A 14,494-nucleotide genomic window follows, 5' to 3' on the forward strand; every position below is an offset into this window, starting at 1 on the left:
AGAGAGCAGCCGGTTCAACCCAGCCTTTCCGATTAGCTACTTGTCGCCTGCTGCATGATTTCGGCAATCTCGACCCAATCACCGCCGCGCGAGGCGGAGAGGATTGTTGCCTGGACCAGCGCCAGGGAATGAAGATTGTCTTCACCCGAGCTGAAGCGGGCGGGCACGGAGCCGGTCTCGATCACTTTGGCGATGGCGCCGAGCGTGCCGGTGCGGTCGGTCAGTTCCACCGGCTGCAGATCGAAGGGCACAGGCTCCTTGTCGCGCTCGCGCAAGGCAAGCTTGTCGGGGCCCGCCTTGCCCATGAAATGATCGCGCGAGGACCAGATGATCTCGCCTTCCGAACAATCCATGGTCCATTCGCCAGCCCAGGGGGTGACCGGGCCCGAGCTCATCCAGCTGCCGCGATAGGAAACAATGGTGCCCTTCTCGAATTCGAGGGTCGCGACACCGATCGGGTGATGGCCAAAGGGGCTGGCTGCCGGGTTCCAGGTGCGGCAGGAAACGCGCTTCGGCTCGTCGCCCAGCACCATGCGCATCAGATCGAAATGGTGGATCGACATGTCGGCCAGCAGCGGATCGGGCATGTCCCAATAGCGATAGCCCTGGCTTGGTGCGTGGCGGCGGAATTCGATGGAGACGAGGTTCACCGGGCCGAATTTCTGCGCGCCGATCAGTTCGGCAGCGGCAATCGGGGCGGGCTGGAAGCGGTAGTTCTGGCTGACCATCAGCACGCGGCCATTGGCGCGGGCGAGTTCCACCAGTTCCTTGGCCTGAGCAATGGTCGAGGCGAAGGGTTTTTCGACGAGCACATTGAAGCCCAGCTCGAGGCAGCGCTTGACCACGGGATAATGCGCCTCGGTGCGCAGCGTGCAGATGGCGAGGTCCGCCTCGACGCCCTTGGCAGCCTCGTCGAGGCTCAGGAAGCAGCGCTTGTCCTCGACACCCAGCTCATCCTGCACGCGCTTTATGGCGTCGGGATTGCTATCCACATAGCCCACCATGTGGATGTTGGGAACTTTGGGGATAACTTCCTTCGTCCAGCTGAATCCCCAGTGTCCCAGGCCGACTTGGATCGCCTTGACCATGTGGATAACTCCTTTGGTTGTGCCCCCGGTGGTACAACATTGGATGCTTCGGGTTCGTTTCGAGCCCTCCGCATACTCGGTGTCACCCCGGCCTTGAGCCGGGGCCTATCTTGAGATCGCTCTGCAGCCGCAAGGTGGTTGTGGCTTGCAGAGCGACTTGGCGGCCGGTCACACATCTCGGGATGGGCCCCGGCTCAAGGCCGGGGTGACATCGAGAATGGGGTGAGGCCGCAGCAAATCCTGCCCTTAGATATTCAGCGCGCGGCCATAGGCATCGAGCACCGATTCCTTCATCGACTCGCTGAGGGTCGGATGCGGGAAGATGGTGTGGATCAGCTCTTCCTCGGTGGTTTCGAGGTTCATGGCGATGACAAAACCCTGGATCAGCTCGGTGACTTCGGCGCCAACCATATGGGCACCGAGGAGTTCGCCGGTCTTGGCGTCGAAAATGGTCTTCACCAGGCCATCGGGCTCGCCAAGAGCAATGGCCTTGCCGTTGCCGACGAAGGGGAAGCGACCGACCTTGATCTCGCGACCGGCTTCCTTGGCCTTGGCTTCGGTCAAGCCGACGCTGGCAACCTGCGGCTCGCAATAGGTGCAGCCGGGGACCTTGGTCTTGTCGAGGCCGTGGACCTTCATGCCCGCGATCTTTTCGACGGTGATGACGGCTTCATGCTCGGCCTTGTGGGCCAGCATCGGCGGGCCGGCGACGTCGCCGATGGCCCAGATGCCTTCCACGCTGGTCTTACCATAGCCATCGATGACGATGGCGCCGCGCTCGGTCTTGACGCCGACCGTCTCGAGGCCAAGGCCTTCGATATTGCACTGCACGCCAATGGCCGAGATCAGCTTTTCGCCAGCGATCTGCTGCTTGTCGCCATTCTTGAGCTCGACATGAGCGATGACGCCGTCCGCGGTCTTTTCGACCTTGGCGACCTTGGCATCGGTCAGGATCTTGATGCCGCGCTTTTCCAGCCGCTTGCGGGCGAGACCGGCGATCTCGGCATCCTCAACGGGCATGATCTGCGGCAGCAGCTCGATGATGGTCACTTCGGCGCCCATGGAGCGGTAGAAGGAGGCGAACTCGACACCGATGGCGCCCGAACCCATCACGACCAGCGACTTGGGCATCGCGGTGGGCTTCATGGCTTCGAAATAGGTCCAGATCTTGTCGCCATCGGGCTCGATGCCCGGCAGGACGCGCGGACGGGCGCCGGTGGCGATGATGATGTTCTTGGCCTTGTACGTGCCCTCGCCCAGCGCATTCTTGGGCGGCGGAACCTGCGGCTGCTGGATGGTTTTCTTGGTGGGCGCGACCTTGACCTCGCCCTTGCCGGTGATGACGGCTTCGCCCCAGATCGTGTCGATCTTGTTCTTCTTCATGAGGAACTGGACGCCATTGTTCATCTGGGCGGCAATGGCGCGCGAGCGCTTGACCACGCCGTCGATATCGACGCTGAACTTTTCGGCGACGAGGCCATAGTCCTTGGCGTGGGTCATGTGGCCGTAGATTTCGGCCGAGCGGAGCAGCGCCTTGGTCGGGATGCAGCCCCAGTTGGAGCAGATGCCGGCCATGTGCTCGCGCTCGATGATGCCCACCTTCATGCCAAGCTGCGCGCCGCGGATGGCGGCAACATAGCCGCCCGGGCCGGCGCCGATGACGAGAAGATCGTATTGGTCAGCCATCTGGGCCTCCAGTAAGTCGAAACGGGTGGGTCAGAGACCCAGAATGGATTTGACGACGGGGATCAGCCCCGTGCCGATAGCGCGTGTATTGGCGGGGTCGAGATGGACCCCGTCGGTCGGATCGGCATGGGCCACGTCGGCGGCGTCATAGAAATGGGCGCCGTATTCTGCGGCGCGGGTGCGGTAGTAGCCGGCCATCAGCTTTGACTGGGCGATCGCCGGCTCGCCGCCGAAATGGATGCCCATTTCGGCATGGTTCGTTGCCACCAGATGCGGTGGGCTGACGATCAGCATCTTGGGCGCGGTCTCGCCGGGATTGACGAACTGGCCCAGCACGGTCTGCATCAGCTTGCGAATGCCATAGGAGGCGGTGATGGCGCGGCCGTGGATGGCGGGCTTCAGATCATTGGAGCCCAGCATGATGATGACGAGATCAAGCGGCTTATGGGTATCGAGCAGCACTGGCAGGATGCGGGCGCCATTGCGATCCGAGGAGGCCGAGCCATCGTCGAAGGCCGTGGTGCGACCACCTAGACCCTCGGCAAAGACGCGGGCGCGGCCATCCAGCCCCTGTTCGAGAACAGACGGCCAGCGGTTCTCATAGGCGTGCCGCAGCCCATCGGGCTGCGGATTGGCGCCGTAGGTCAGGCTGTCGCCATAGGCGAGGATGGTTTTCATGGAGGCTCCCTAGGCCAGCATCATCACCGGGTTTTCGATCAGGCTCTTGAAGACGCCGAGCACTTCGGCACCCAGGGCGCCATCGACGGCGCGATGGTCGACCGAAAGGGTGACGGTCATGAACTGGGCGGTCTTGACCTGGCCCTTGTCGGCATAGACGCGCTCTTCGCCGGCGCCGACCGCAAGGATGGTGCCATGCGGCGGGTTGATGACGGCGGCGAATTCGCGAATGCCGAACATCCCGAGGTTCGAGACCGAGGAGGAACCGCCCTGATATTCATGGGGCGCGAGCTTCTTGGACTTGGCGCGACCTGCGAGATCCTTGACCTCGTCGGAGATCTGGCGAAGCGTCTTGGTGTCGGCTGCCTTGACGACGGGGGTGAAGAGACCGCCGGGCACGGAGACGGCAACCGCCACATCCGAGCGCTTGTGATAGAGGATGGAGTCGCCGGCCCAGGTGGCATTGGCCATGGGGACGCGCTGCAGGGCGACGGCCCAGGCCTTCATGACGAAGTCATTGACCGAGAGCTTGTATTCCGGCTTGCCGTCCTTGGACTTGGGGGCGAGCGCGTTGATCTGCTCGCGGGCGGCCATCAAGCTGTCGATCTTGCAATCGAGCGTCAGGTAGAAATGGGGAACGGTCTGCTTGCTCTCGGTGAGGCGGGCGGCCACGACCTTGCGCATGCCATCGTTGGGGACGAGCTCGTAGGCGCCTTCCTCGTAAAGGCCGATGACCTGGTTCCGGCTCATGCCGGTCGGGGCGGCGCCAGCAGCGGCCGGGGCGGAAGCCGCAGCCTTGAGCGGGGTCCTGCCGGACTTGGCGGCTTCGACGTCGGATTTGACGACGCGGCCCTTGGGGCCAGTGCCGGAGATGGCCGAAACATCGATGCCGGCTTCCTTGGCGAGGCGACGGGCGAGCGGCGAGGCGAAGACCTTGCCACCTTCGGTCTTGGCCGGAGCGGGCTTGGCGGCAGCAGGAGCGCTGGAGCCGGTGTTGGCATTGGTGTCGGCCTTGGCGGTCGGCGCGGTCTGCGTTGCGGCATCGGCGCGCGTGACAGTGCCCGCATCGGCTGTCTCGGCCTTCGGTGCTTCCGCCTTGGGCGCTTCGGCCTTGGGGGCGGCAACGGCGCTGGCGTCTTCGCCTTCCTGCAGCAGGACAGCGATGACGGCGTTGACCTTCACATTGTCGGTGCCTTCGGCGACGAGGATCTTGCCGATCTTGCCTTCGTCGACGGCTTCGACTTCCATCGTCGCCTTGTCGGTTTCGATTTCGGCGATGACGTCACCGGAGGAGACCGAGTCGCCTTCCTTGACGTGCCATTTGGCGAGCTTGCCCTCTTCCATCGTCGGAGAGAGCGCCGGCATGGTGATATCGATTGGCATCCCGGTTCTCCTTACGAGCGGTAGGTCACGGCGTTGACGGCCGCGATCACTTCATCGACGTTGGGCAAGGCCAGCTTTTCGAGGTTGGCGGCATAGGGCATGGGCACGTCCTTGCCGGTGACGCGCATGACGGGCGCGTCGAGATAGTCGAAGGCCTGTTCCATGACGCGGGCCGAGATGTCGGCGCCGATGCCGCCCTGGGGCCAGCCTTCTTCCACGGTGACGAGGCGACCGGTCTTTTTCACCGACTCGATGACCGTGTCGATATCGAGCGGGCGCAGGGTGCGCAGGTCGATCAGTTCGACGTCGACGCCGGCCGCGACCAGCTTTTCGGTGGCCTGGGTGGCGTAGCGCATGCCCATGGAGAAGGAGACGATGGTGACATCGCTACCCTTGCGGGCGATGCGGGCCTTGCCGATCGGCAGCAGGAAATCATCGACCTTGGGGACGAGACCCGTCGAGCCATAGAGGATTTCGTTTTCGAGGAAGACGACGGGGTTCGGCGAGCGGATGGCGGACTTCAGCAGGCCCTTGGCGTCGGCGGCGCTATAGGGCGCAATGACGGTGAGGCCGGGAACGTGGGCATACCAGGCCGAATAGTCCTGGGAGTGCTGGGCGCCGACGCGGGCGGCCGGGCCGTTGGGGCCGCGGAAGACCATGGGCGCGGTGACCTGGCCACCGGACATGTAGAGCTGCTTGGCGGCGGAGTTGATGATCTGGTCGATTGCCTGCATGGCAAAATTCCAGGTCATGAATTCGACGATCGGCTTGAGGCCGGCAAAGGCGGCGCCAACGGCAAGACCGGCAAAGCCGTGCTCGGTGATCGGGGTGTCGATGATGCGCTGGGGGCCGAATTCCTGCAGCAGGTTCTGGGTGATCTTGTAGGCGCCCTGGTATTCGGCGACTTCCTCGCCCATGACGAAGACGTCCTTGTCGCGGCGCAGCTCTTCGGCCATGGCCTCGTTGAGCGCCTGGCGGACGGTCATTTCGACCATTTCGACGCCTTCGGGCAGGTCCGGATCGCTGTCGGCCTGGAATTTCGGCGCAGCGGGGACGGCAGCCTGCGACGGCGCGGCTTCGGCGGCCTTTTCGGCAGCAACGACCGGCGCTTCGGAGGGCTCGGGGGCAGTCTTGGCGACCGGGGTGGCTTCCGCTGTTTCGCCTTCAGCCAACACCAGCGCGATCGGGGTGTTCACGAGAACGCCCTCGGTGCCTTCGGCGATGAGCAATTCCTTGACCACGCCCTCGTCGACCGACTCGACTTCCATGGTCGCCTTGTCGGTTTCGATCTCGGCCAGCACGTCGCCGGACTTGACGGTATCGCCGACCTTGACCAGCCACTTGGACAGCTTGCCCTCTTCCATGGTGGGCGACAGCGCAGGCATCAGGATTTGGGGCATATCAGCTCTCCAGGATATTTTGGGCGCCGGGCATCAGAGCCACGCGGCGAAGGTCGAAATGGAATGCGGGAACGGCGCGGCCGTGGTCGATCATCGCCGTCTCGGCCGGGGTGGCCGGCCGGTTGACGCTCCAGCTGCTGAGCGCCAGGCCAAGCAGCAGGAAGACGACGAAAGCGATGACGGCGCGCTTGTAGATATTGAGCGGCTGGGCGGCGGCCGGGCCGGCCTTTTGCGCCAGCTGGCGGAATTTCCACCAGCCCAGCGGCATGAAGCCGGCCAGATTTTCGCTGGCCGGTGCCACGCGGATAATGGCGACGGCCTGAAGGACCGCCACGACCAGCGTGAGCACCATGAACAGCAGAATGACCCCGAGCAGGACGCTCATCTATGGCCTCAGGCGCTGATGGTGATGTCGGTCCAGAGCTCGGACGCAGCCGGCTCGGGATCGTTGGTGGCGAAATCAGCGGCCTCGGTGACGACGGCGCGGATGTCGCTCTCGATCTTCTTGAGCTCTTCCTCGGTGAGGACGCCGCCTTCGAGCAGACGCGCCTTGACCTGTTCGATCGGGTCGCGCTCCTGGCGATACTTGGTCACTTCGTCCTTGGAGCGATATTTCGCCGGGTCGGACATGGAGTGGCCACGATAGCGGTAGGTCAGCATTTCGAGGATGAACGGGCCCTTGCCGGAACGGGCATGCTCGATGGCGCGCTTGGCGGCATCATAGACCATGCGGACGTCCATGCCGTCGACCTGCTCGCCCGGAATGTCGAAGGACGCGCCGCGCATGGAGAAGTCGGTGGTGGCCGCGGCACGCTCGATCGAAGTGCCCATGGCGTATTTGTTGTTCTCGATGACGAAAACGACCGGCAGGTTCCACAGCTTGGCCATGTTGAAGGTCTCGTAGACCTGGCCCTGGTTTGCAGCGCCGTCGCCGAAATAGGCGAGCGAAACGGAATTGTCGCCCTTGTATTTGGCAGCGAAGGCAAGGCCTGCGCCAAGCGAGACCTGGGCACCGACGATGCCATTGCCGCCATAGAACTTGTGCTCGTTGGAGAACATGTGCATCGAGCCGCCCTTGCCCTTCGACAAGCCGCCCTGGCGGCCGGTCAGCTCGGCCATGACGCCCTTGGGGTCGAGGCCCATGACAAGCATGTGGCCGTGGTCGCGATAGCCGGTGATCTGGGCATCCTTGCCCTTCTCGCTGGCCATGGTGATGCCGGTGACCACGGCTTCCTGGCCAATATAGAGATGGCAGAAGCCGCCGATGAGGCCCATGCCGTACATCTGGCCGGCCTTTTCCTCGAAGCGCCGGATGAGCAGCATTTCGCGATAGGCCTCGAGCTCCTGCTCCTTGGTCAGTTCAGGGATATTGGATTGCGTCTTGGCTTTGGTCGCCACAGCTTTACGCGCCATTGTGAACGCTCCGCGAGGAATGGAATTGCTGGTTGGCCGGGATCTGGCCACATATGCGTAACATACTTCAAGCCATCGGCAGAAAGCAATGCCCGTGCGCTCGAACGGAACAGCGCTAGAGGATTGAATCTGCACGCAAAAGATCAGTTAACTGATCTGCGGCTAATTCCTCAAATTTACCAGAAAGCGGTTTACCTGTCGCCGGATCGACCATGACGATGACGTCGTCGGCATTGGCCATGTTCAACAGGGCGCGGGCGCGCTCGGTGACGATATCAGGATCGAGCCGGCGTGTATCCATCAGCGTCGCACGGTGACGATAAACATCGATCTCTGCCTGCAGTGCGGCCGAACGCGCCTTGAGCTGATCGATGTCGAGCAGGATCTGGGTCCGATTCTCGATGCCGAACTGCCCATCGATGGCCGAGAAACCGAGATAGCCCTGAAATCCAAGCAATGCCACGGTCATGGCCAGTGGGCGCCAGATGGCAGGACGTTTGAGGCGGGTGGACATGGGCAAACCGTGGCTGAACGCCGATACCATGCCTGACAATGACTTAACGCCGGGTTTCGCTACTCGGCCGCAACAAGCTCTGTGCGTGGGCCATCGTGGAAAAGTGCGCTCACCGACTCACCGCTGTTGATGCGTCGCATGGCTTCGGCCAGGGCAGGCGCAACGGAAAGGACGCGCAGCTTTTCGACCATCCGCTCCTGCGCGATCGGCAGCGTATCGGTGCAGACGATTTCGGTCAGGTCGGGCTCGGCGGCGAGGCGTTGCAGGGCATCACCAGCGAAGATTCCATGGGTACAAGCGATGCGGATGGTTCGGGCGCCGCTGGCGCGCAGATGGCGCAGCAGTTCGATCATTGAACCGCCGCTGGCAATCTCATCGTCGAGAATAATGACGTCCCTGCCCGCGACCTCGCCGATAATGGCGCTGATCCGCACTTCGGTGTCGCTGATCCGTTCCTTGGCACCGGCTGCGACCGGCGTGCCCAGGCGTCTGGCGAAGGCGGCAGCTGTCTTGGCATTACCGAGATCTGGCGAGACGACGACGGCATTGGAGAGGTCGTTGCGCTGGAAATACTGGGCGAGCTCGCTCAGCGCATGCAGATGATCGACCGGCACGCTGAAAAAGCCATGCACCTGCGGGGAATGCAGCGTCATGGTCAGGACGCGATCAGCGCCGGCGGTCTTGAGCAGATCGGCGACCAGTCGCCCACCGATGGAAATGCGGGGCGCATCTTTCTTGTCGGAGCGCGCATAGGAATAATGGGGGATAACGGCGGTGATGCGCGATGCCGAAGCGCCGCGGGCGGCGTCGAGCATCAGCAGCAATTCGACCAGATGATCCTGGACCGGCGCGCTCAATGTCTGGATCAGGAAAACATCCTGCTCGCGGCAATTGGCCTGAAGCTGGACCTCGATACAATCATTGGAAAAGCGCTTGAGCCGTGTTGGCTGGAGCGGCACACCGAGCTGGGTGCAAATGTCCTGTGCCAATTGCGGATGCGCACTGCCACCGAACACAGCAATCTGGTTCATGGACGCATCCTCGGTACTCCGGTGGGCGATGGCGGCCATCTAGCACGCGGCCAGAAGGCGGACAAGCGACATCGGAAGGTGGAGGATCAGCCGAACAGTTTGAGGAGAATGGTGGCAATCGCCAGCAGGGGGAGCCAGGACAAGACGGCGAGCATGATGATGACCCAGCCACGCCTGTTTCGCAGCCAATTGGTGCCGCGCGTGGGATAGCCCAGGGACTCGAAAAGCTGAAACACGCGCTCCACTACACTCGTCCGATTCTGCTGCGCCGCGCAGTAGTGGAACGAGTAAATACGAGCGGAAGCGTGGCCGACATCGGCAGATCTGACGACGCTATTTTTTGCGCCCTGAGGCTACGTTAGCCAAGCCATTGATCTGGCATCGCTATCAGACAAAGGGCCCCGCAACAGAAATTGCGAGGCCCTGTGAATAGCTGTCTTGTTCGCTTCGATCAGAGCGCGGTGTAGTCGATTTCGAGGAATTTCTCGACTTCGGGCACCCAGCGATCCCGCACGAAAGCCACGTGATCGGGATGGTCATTATAGCCCGTGTAGGCGGCCTGGTCGGCAAATTCCATCGAGAAGCCGAAGGCATAGTCGTTCTTGGGGCTGACCTGGCGGAGCTGTTCGAATTTTTCGACGCTGGGAATGGCGGCCAGCACCTGGGCATCGCGGAGGAAGGCGCCCTCCTCCGCCGAACCGGCAACATGCTTGAGCGTGAAGACGACGGTGTGGCGGATCATGCTTCGCTTCCGATCGATTCGGTGGCGGCGATGGCGGCCATGTTGACGATGCCGCGGCTGGTGGTCGAGGGCGCCAGGATATGGGCCGGCGACTTCGGACCCATCAGGATGGGACCGACAGCCAAAGCGTTGTTCATTTCCTTGAGCAGCGTCATCGACAGGTTGGCCGCGTCCAGATTTGGGAAGATCAGCAGGTTGGCTTCGCCACCCAGCACGCTGTCAGGAATGTAGCGTTCGCGCAGATCCTGGTTGAGCGCCAGATCACCCTGCATTTCGCCTTCAACGATCAGGCTCGGGGCGATGGCCTTGAGCCTGGTATAGGCTTCACGCATCTTGAGGGCGCTGTCGCCGTCGCGCGAGCCAAAGTTGGAATAGCTCAGCAGCGCGACCTTGGCTTCGATGTTGAAGCGCTTGAGGTGGTCGCGGGCCTGCAGGGCAATGCCGACGATCTCATCGGCCGTCGGGTCCGGATTGACATAGGTGTCGGCCAGGAAGAAGGCGCCACGCGGCATGATCAGCATGGACAGGGCCGAGACGTCGGAAACGCCGTCCTGCAGGCCGATGACCGAGCGGATGTCGCGGACATGCTTGATGTAGCGACCCTGCAGGCCGCAGATCAGGCCATCGGCGTCGCCGCGCTTGACGGCCAGGGCACCGATGACGGTGGTATTGGTGCGAACGACCTGACGGGCGGTGTCGGGGGTGACGCCATCGCGCCCGACCAGCGAGTGGAAGAGGCTCACATAGTCGCGGTAGCGCGGATCGTCTTCGGGATTGATGACCTCGAAGTCCACACCGGGGCGCAGGTTGAGGCCGAAGCGCTCGATGCGCTGCTCGATGACCGCCGGGCGGCCGATCAGGATGGCTTTGGCGATGCGCTCTTCGAGCAGGACCTGGGTGGCACGCAGCACGCGTTCGTCTTCGCCATCGGCAAAGGCGATGCGCTTGTTCTGACCCTGGGCGCGATCGATGATCGGCTTCATCACCAGACCCGAACGGAAAACGAAGCGGTTGAGGCTGTCCTGGTAGGCGTTCCAGTCGGTGATCGGCTTCTTGGCGACGCCCGATTCCATGGCGGCACGAGCCACGGCCGGGGCGATGCGCAGGATCAGGCGCTGATCGAAGGGATTGGGGATGATATGGTCGGGGCCAAAGACCGCCGGCGCGCCGGACGGGGAAACTTCCAGACCCGGCTCGTGCGCCAGCTTGGCGATGGCGCGCACCGCGGCCAGCTTCATCTCTTCATTGATGGTGGTGGCGCTGACGTCGAGCGCACCACGGAAGATGAAGGGGAAGCAGAGGACGTTGTTGACCTGATTGGGATAGTCCGAACGGCCGGTGCAGATCATGGCGTCGGGGCGCGTGGCCTTGGCCAGTTCAGGGGTGATCTCGGGATTGGGATTGGCCAGCGCCAGGATCAGCGGCTTGGGCGCCATCTTGAGCAGCATTTCGGGCTTGAGCGCGCCGGCTGCTGAAAGGCCCAGGAAGACGTCGGCGCCGTCGATGACTTCGGCAAGCGTCGTGGCCTCGGAGGTGCGGCGATACTGGCCGCGCCACTTGTCGTTGATGTCATTGCGCTTGTGCGTGACGAGGCCATCCTTGTCGGCGACCCAGATGTTTTCGTGCTTTGCACCCAGGGCAACGAGGACGTTGAGGCAGGCGATCGCCGCGGCCCCTGCCCCGGAGGCGCAGATCTTGACCTCGTCGATCTTCTTGCCCTTGAGCTCGAGACCATTGAGGACGGCGGCGCCGACGATGATGGCCGTGCCATGCTGGTCGTCGTGGAAGACCGGGATCGGCATGCGCTCGCGCAGGGTTTCCTCGATCTCGAAGCAGTCGGGAGCGCGGATGTCCTCGAGATTGATGCCGCCAAAGGTCGGCCAGAGCGGCGCGACGGCGTCGATGAACTTCGTGGGGTCGATTTCATCGATCTCGAGATCGAAGACGTCGATGCCGGCAAATTTCTTGAAGAGGACGGCCTTGCCTTCCATCACCGGCTTGGACGCCAGTGCACCGATATTGCCCAGGCCCAGAACGGCCGTGCCGTTGGAGATGACGGCAACCAGGTTCTGGCGGGAGGTGTAACGAGAGACGGCTTCCGGGAACTCGGCGATTTCCTCGCAGGGCGCAGCGACGCCCGGGGAATAGGCCAGGGCCAGATCGCGCTGATTGCCAAGCGGCTTGGTCGGCACGATTTCGAGCTTGCCCGGCTTGGGGAATTCGTGGAAATGCAGCGCCGCTTCCCGCAGGGCCTTGCGCTGTTCATTGACGTCGGTCGTCACACAATCCTCCTTGTCCGCCCTCAACCGGCGGCAAGACTAACAGAGGTTGCGTTGGTGCCACCAAACCACGGCAATGGAAAGGGTTTAAGTCGGCATGGGGGCAACTAAACTGGAGAATGGGTCACACTGCGCGGGCGATAGCCTCAGGCTGCGCTGGCGACGATATTCTGAATGCGGCTGCGGGGCTCATGGGTTGCGTGCAAGGCGGTTGCCAGTTCGCGGAAGGCGCCAACCTTGAGGGCCGGCGCAAAGATGAAGCCCTGGGCCTGAACGACGCCGCGGGCGCGCAGGTAAATCGCCTGCTCTTCGGTCTCGACACCCTCGGCGACGATTTCGCAATCCATGTCCTTGGCCATGACGATGAGACCATCGAGCACGGGAACCTGGGTGGTGCCGGGCTTGACCATGTCGACGAAGACGCGGTCGATCTTGATGATGTCGACGCCCAGGGTGCCGATATAGGCCAGGTTCGAGTGGCCGGTGCCGGCGTCGTCGAGCGCCAGCTTGCAGCCCAGGGCATGCAGGCCCGCAATGACGCTATTGGCCACGGCCGAGTTGCCGAGCGGATGGCGTTCGGTGATTTCGAAGACGAGCTGGCGCATGCCGATCTTGGAATTGCCGAAGATGGCCTGGACGTCTTCCACGATGCTGTCGTCGCGGAAGTGGCCTTCGAACAGATTGATGGAGATCTTGATCTCCGGCATCATGACGCAGAGGTCGCCCAGGTCCTGCCTCACCTGCTGCATCAGTGACAGGGTCATGGGAATGGCGAGGCCCGTCACCTCGGCATAGTCGATGAAGGCGCCGGGCGGAACGACCACGCCCTTCTTCTTTTCCCAGCGGCAGAGGACTTCGCAGCCCATCAGCTGGCCCGTGCGCAGGTTGATGACCGGCTGGTAGTAGGGCTTGATTTCACCGCGGGCGATGGCGCGTTCGAGATCGAAGGCGGGGACGCGCGAGCGGCGGACATAGTTCAACGACAGCAGCAGGAAGGCGCCGCTCATGATGCAGGCAATGACGGTAAAGCTGACGTCTAGATCGGCATAGGCGGCGCGCGCCATGGCGAAGGGAACGGCCGACTCGACCTTGATGGGCAATTCGCCGGCAAAGCCCTGGGCATAGATATAGTCGCCCTTGTCGTCCTGACGGTCGAGGAGCGCGGTGTCGCCGATGGTGAGGACGGTCGTGCCATTGGTGAGCTGGACGCGCATGGCGGCAGCGCGCGGCATGGTCTGGGCCAGGGCATTGGGCGTCTGGCCAATCAGCGGGATGAAGGCGGAGACGCGACGGGTCTGGCCGAAGGCCTGGGTGATCTTGAGCGCCGGCACGGCCATATCGCCGAGCTGCACAACGGTGATGGTTTCGGTCTGGCCCGGAATGGGCAGGCTGGCGGAGAGCGGCGAATAGGTCACGGTGCGGCCGATGGCGTCGCAATATTGCACGCCGTCGGCATTTTCCACGAGCACCTGTCGCAGGTTGAGGCTGCCCTCAATCTCGGCCTGGACATTGGCCACGAAGGTCGGCGTGCAAAGGGAGGGACTGTCGGCGATGACGCGTCGCAGGGCCGCGATCGCGTCATTGGTGCCGGTCTGGATCTGGGCGCTGACCGCGCCAACAAACTGGCTGCGCGTGGTTTCTTCGCGGGCCCGCACATAGGTGTCGAGCAGATAGTCCACAGCGACGATGGGCACGAAAGCGAGGATCGCGCCTATCAACGTCAGAACGTGGGAATATTTCGACTTCACAACGCGAATCCGGGACAGTCTTCCGACGTCCTACCGGTACGCTTGAGCATTTAACGGATCATTAACGCTGATTAAGCGATTGGAAATGGCCGATTTTCTGCTTGCAGCCAAATTGTGCCGCACCCTGTCAAAAATACCTAGGTACTATCGACGATAGTAAAGCTGCGTGTTTGGGCTAAGCTTTTCCATGGAACGCGGGCGCATGGAAACGAAGACTGTGTTGGACCCACAACTGACTCCTCGTGAAGAAGAGGTCTTGAGCCTCATCTTGCAGGGCAATACCAATAAAGGCATTGGCAGCCTGCTCGGCATTTCTCCGCGCACCGTGGAAGTGCATCGCCTGCATATCATGGACAAGATCCATGCCACCAATGTGGTGGATCTGTGCATCCGTTGCCGCGACTGGAAACCCCGCCAGCGCAGCGAGCAGCCGGACAGCAACCTGAGCATGGCGGGCTAAGGCCCTGACCTCCCAAATATAAAAGGCGGCCCCGTTACCGGGGCCGCCTTTGTTGTGTCTTGGCGCCAGTGA

At 62.6% G+C, this 14,494-nt stretch carries 13 protein-coding genes and 1 pseudogene; 1 reads left to right on the forward strand and 13 read right to left on the reverse strand.

What is annotated here, in order from left to right; translation table 11 throughout:
* Positions 1 to 32: 32 nt before the first annotated feature.
* From P0Y65_08350 to P0Y65_08410, 13 genes are all read right to left on the reverse strand, one after another.
* Positions 33 to 1,088, reverse strand: coding sequence for a Gfo/Idh/MocA family oxidoreductase (locus P0Y65_08350; GenBank protein WEK06240.1), 1,056 nt, complete (start codon positions 1,086 to 1,088; stop codon positions 33 to 35).
* Between the two features lie 246 nt (positions 1,089 to 1,334).
* Complete coding sequence (gene lpdA / locus P0Y65_08355; protein WEK06241.1) at positions 1,335 to 2,774, reverse strand: dihydrolipoyl dehydrogenase; 1,440 nt, start codon at positions 2,772 to 2,774, stop codon at positions 1,335 to 1,337.
* 30 nt (positions 2,775 to 2,804) lie between these two features.
* The gene (locus P0Y65_08360; protein ID WEK06242.1) at positions 2,805 to 3,452 is read right to left on the reverse strand and encodes a GDSL-type esterase/lipase family protein; all 648 of its coding nucleotides are present in this window, start codon (positions 3,450 to 3,452) and stop codon (positions 2,805 to 2,807) included.
* A gap of 9 nt (positions 3,453 to 3,461) precedes the next feature.
* Complete coding sequence (locus tag P0Y65_08365) at positions 3,462 to 4,835, reverse strand: pyruvate dehydrogenase complex dihydrolipoamide acetyltransferase (GenBank protein ID WEK06243.1); 1,374 nt, start codon at positions 4,833 to 4,835, stop codon at positions 3,462 to 3,464.
* Between the two features lie 11 nt (positions 4,836 to 4,846).
* Positions 4,847 to 6,235, reverse strand: coding sequence for a pyruvate dehydrogenase complex E1 component subunit beta (locus P0Y65_08370; GenBank protein ID WEK06244.1), 1,389 nt, complete (start codon positions 6,233 to 6,235; stop codon positions 4,847 to 4,849).
* A 1-nt stretch (position 6,236) separates the two neighbouring features.
* Positions 6,237 to 6,620 (reverse strand): hypothetical protein, encoded by a 384-nt coding sequence (locus tag P0Y65_08375; GenBank protein ID WEK06245.1) that lies wholly within the window; start codon positions 6,618 to 6,620, stop codon positions 6,237 to 6,239.
* An 8-nt stretch (positions 6,621 to 6,628) separates the two neighbouring features.
* A complete protein-coding gene (pdhA, locus tag P0Y65_08380; GenBank protein WEK06246.1) occupies positions 6,629 to 7,648 on the reverse strand; it encodes a pyruvate dehydrogenase (acetyl-transferring) E1 component subunit alpha in 1,020 nt (339 codons plus the stop codon).
* A 115-nt stretch (positions 7,649 to 7,763) separates the two neighbouring features.
* Positions 7,764 to 8,162 carry a septum formation initiator family protein gene (locus tag P0Y65_08385; protein WEK06247.1) on the reverse strand — a complete coding sequence of 133 codons (399 nt, stop codon included), beginning with the start codon at positions 8,160 to 8,162 and terminating at the stop codon, positions 7,764 to 7,766.
* A 59-nt stretch (positions 8,163 to 8,221) separates the two neighbouring features.
* Positions 8,222 to 9,193 carry a ribose-phosphate pyrophosphokinase gene (locus P0Y65_08390; protein ID WEK06248.1) on the reverse strand — a complete coding sequence of 324 codons (972 nt, stop codon included), beginning with the start codon at positions 9,191 to 9,193 and terminating at the stop codon, positions 8,222 to 8,224.
* Positions 9,194 to 9,279: 86 nt separating this feature from the next.
* On the reverse strand, positions 9,280 to 9,429 hold the full coding sequence (locus P0Y65_08395; protein ID WEK06249.1) for a hypothetical protein: 150 nt from the start codon (positions 9,427 to 9,429) through the stop codon (positions 9,280 to 9,282).
* A 215-nt stretch (positions 9,430 to 9,644) separates the two neighbouring features.
* The gene (locus tag P0Y65_08400) at positions 9,645 to 9,935 is read right to left on the reverse strand and encodes a Dabb family protein (protein WEK06250.1); all 291 of its coding nucleotides are present in this window, start codon (positions 9,933 to 9,935) and stop codon (positions 9,645 to 9,647) included.
* A complete protein-coding gene (locus tag P0Y65_08405) occupies positions 9,932 to 12,217 on the reverse strand; it encodes an NADP-dependent malic enzyme (GenBank protein ID WEK06251.1) in 2,286 nt (761 codons plus the stop codon). The genes P0Y65_08400 and P0Y65_08405 overlap by 4 nt, the downstream gene beginning before the upstream one ends.
* A gap of 143 nt (positions 12,218 to 12,360) precedes the next feature.
* Positions 12,361 to 13,962, reverse strand: a complete 1,602-nt coding sequence (locus P0Y65_08410) for an EAL domain-containing protein (GenBank protein WEK06252.1) — start codon at positions 13,960 to 13,962, stop codon at positions 12,361 to 12,363.
* Between the two features lie 232 nt (positions 13,963 to 14,194).
* Between P0Y65_08410 and P0Y65_08415 the strand changes: the two are divergent.
* A pseudogene (locus P0Y65_08415) lies at positions 14,195 to 14,422 on the forward strand (helix-turn-helix transcriptional regulator).
* Positions 14,423 to 14,494: the final 72 nt, after the last annotated feature.

This window comes from Candidatus Devosia phytovorans (genome assembly GCA_029202405.1).
Lineage (GTDB): Bacteria > Pseudomonadota > Alphaproteobacteria > Rhizobiales > Devosiaceae > Devosia > Devosia phytovorans.

Excerpts from the sequence above, each read along its gene's own strand:
- P0Y65_08350 (WEK06240.1), bottom strand. The coding sequence starts at position 1,088 with ATGGTCAAGGCGATCCAAGTCGGCCTGGGACACTGGGGATTCAGCTGG.
- lpdA (WEK06241.1), bottom strand. The coding sequence starts at position 2,774 with ATGGCTGACCAATACGATCTTCTCGTCATCGGCGCCGGCCCGGGCGGC.
- P0Y65_08360 (WEK06242.1), bottom strand. The coding sequence starts at position 3,452 with ATGAAAACCATCCTCGCCTATGGCGACAGCCTGACCTACGGCGCCAAT.
- P0Y65_08365 (WEK06243.1), bottom strand. The coding sequence starts at position 4,835 with ATGCCAATCGATATCACCATGCCGGCGCTCTCTCCGACGATGGAAGAG.
- P0Y65_08370 (WEK06244.1), bottom strand. The coding sequence starts at position 6,235 with ATGCCCCAAATCCTGATGCCTGCGCTGTCGCCCACCATGGAAGAGGGC.
- P0Y65_08375 (WEK06245.1), bottom strand. The coding sequence starts at position 6,620 with ATGAGCGTCCTGCTCGGGGTCATTCTGCTGTTCATGGTGCTCACGCTG.
- pdhA (WEK06246.1), bottom strand. The coding sequence starts at position 7,648 with ATGGCGCGTAAAGCTGTGGCGACCAAAGCCAAGACGCAATCCAATATC.
- P0Y65_08385 (WEK06247.1), bottom strand. The coding sequence starts at position 8,162 with ATGTCCACCCGCCTCAAACGTCCTGCCATCTGGCGCCCACTGGCCATG.
- P0Y65_08390 (WEK06248.1), bottom strand. The coding sequence starts at position 9,193 with ATGAACCAGATTGCTGTGTTCGGTGGCAGTGCGCATCCGCAATTGGCA.
- P0Y65_08400 (WEK06250.1), bottom strand. The coding sequence starts at position 9,935 with ATGATCCGCCACACCGTCGTCTTCACGCTCAAGCATGTTGCCGGTTCG.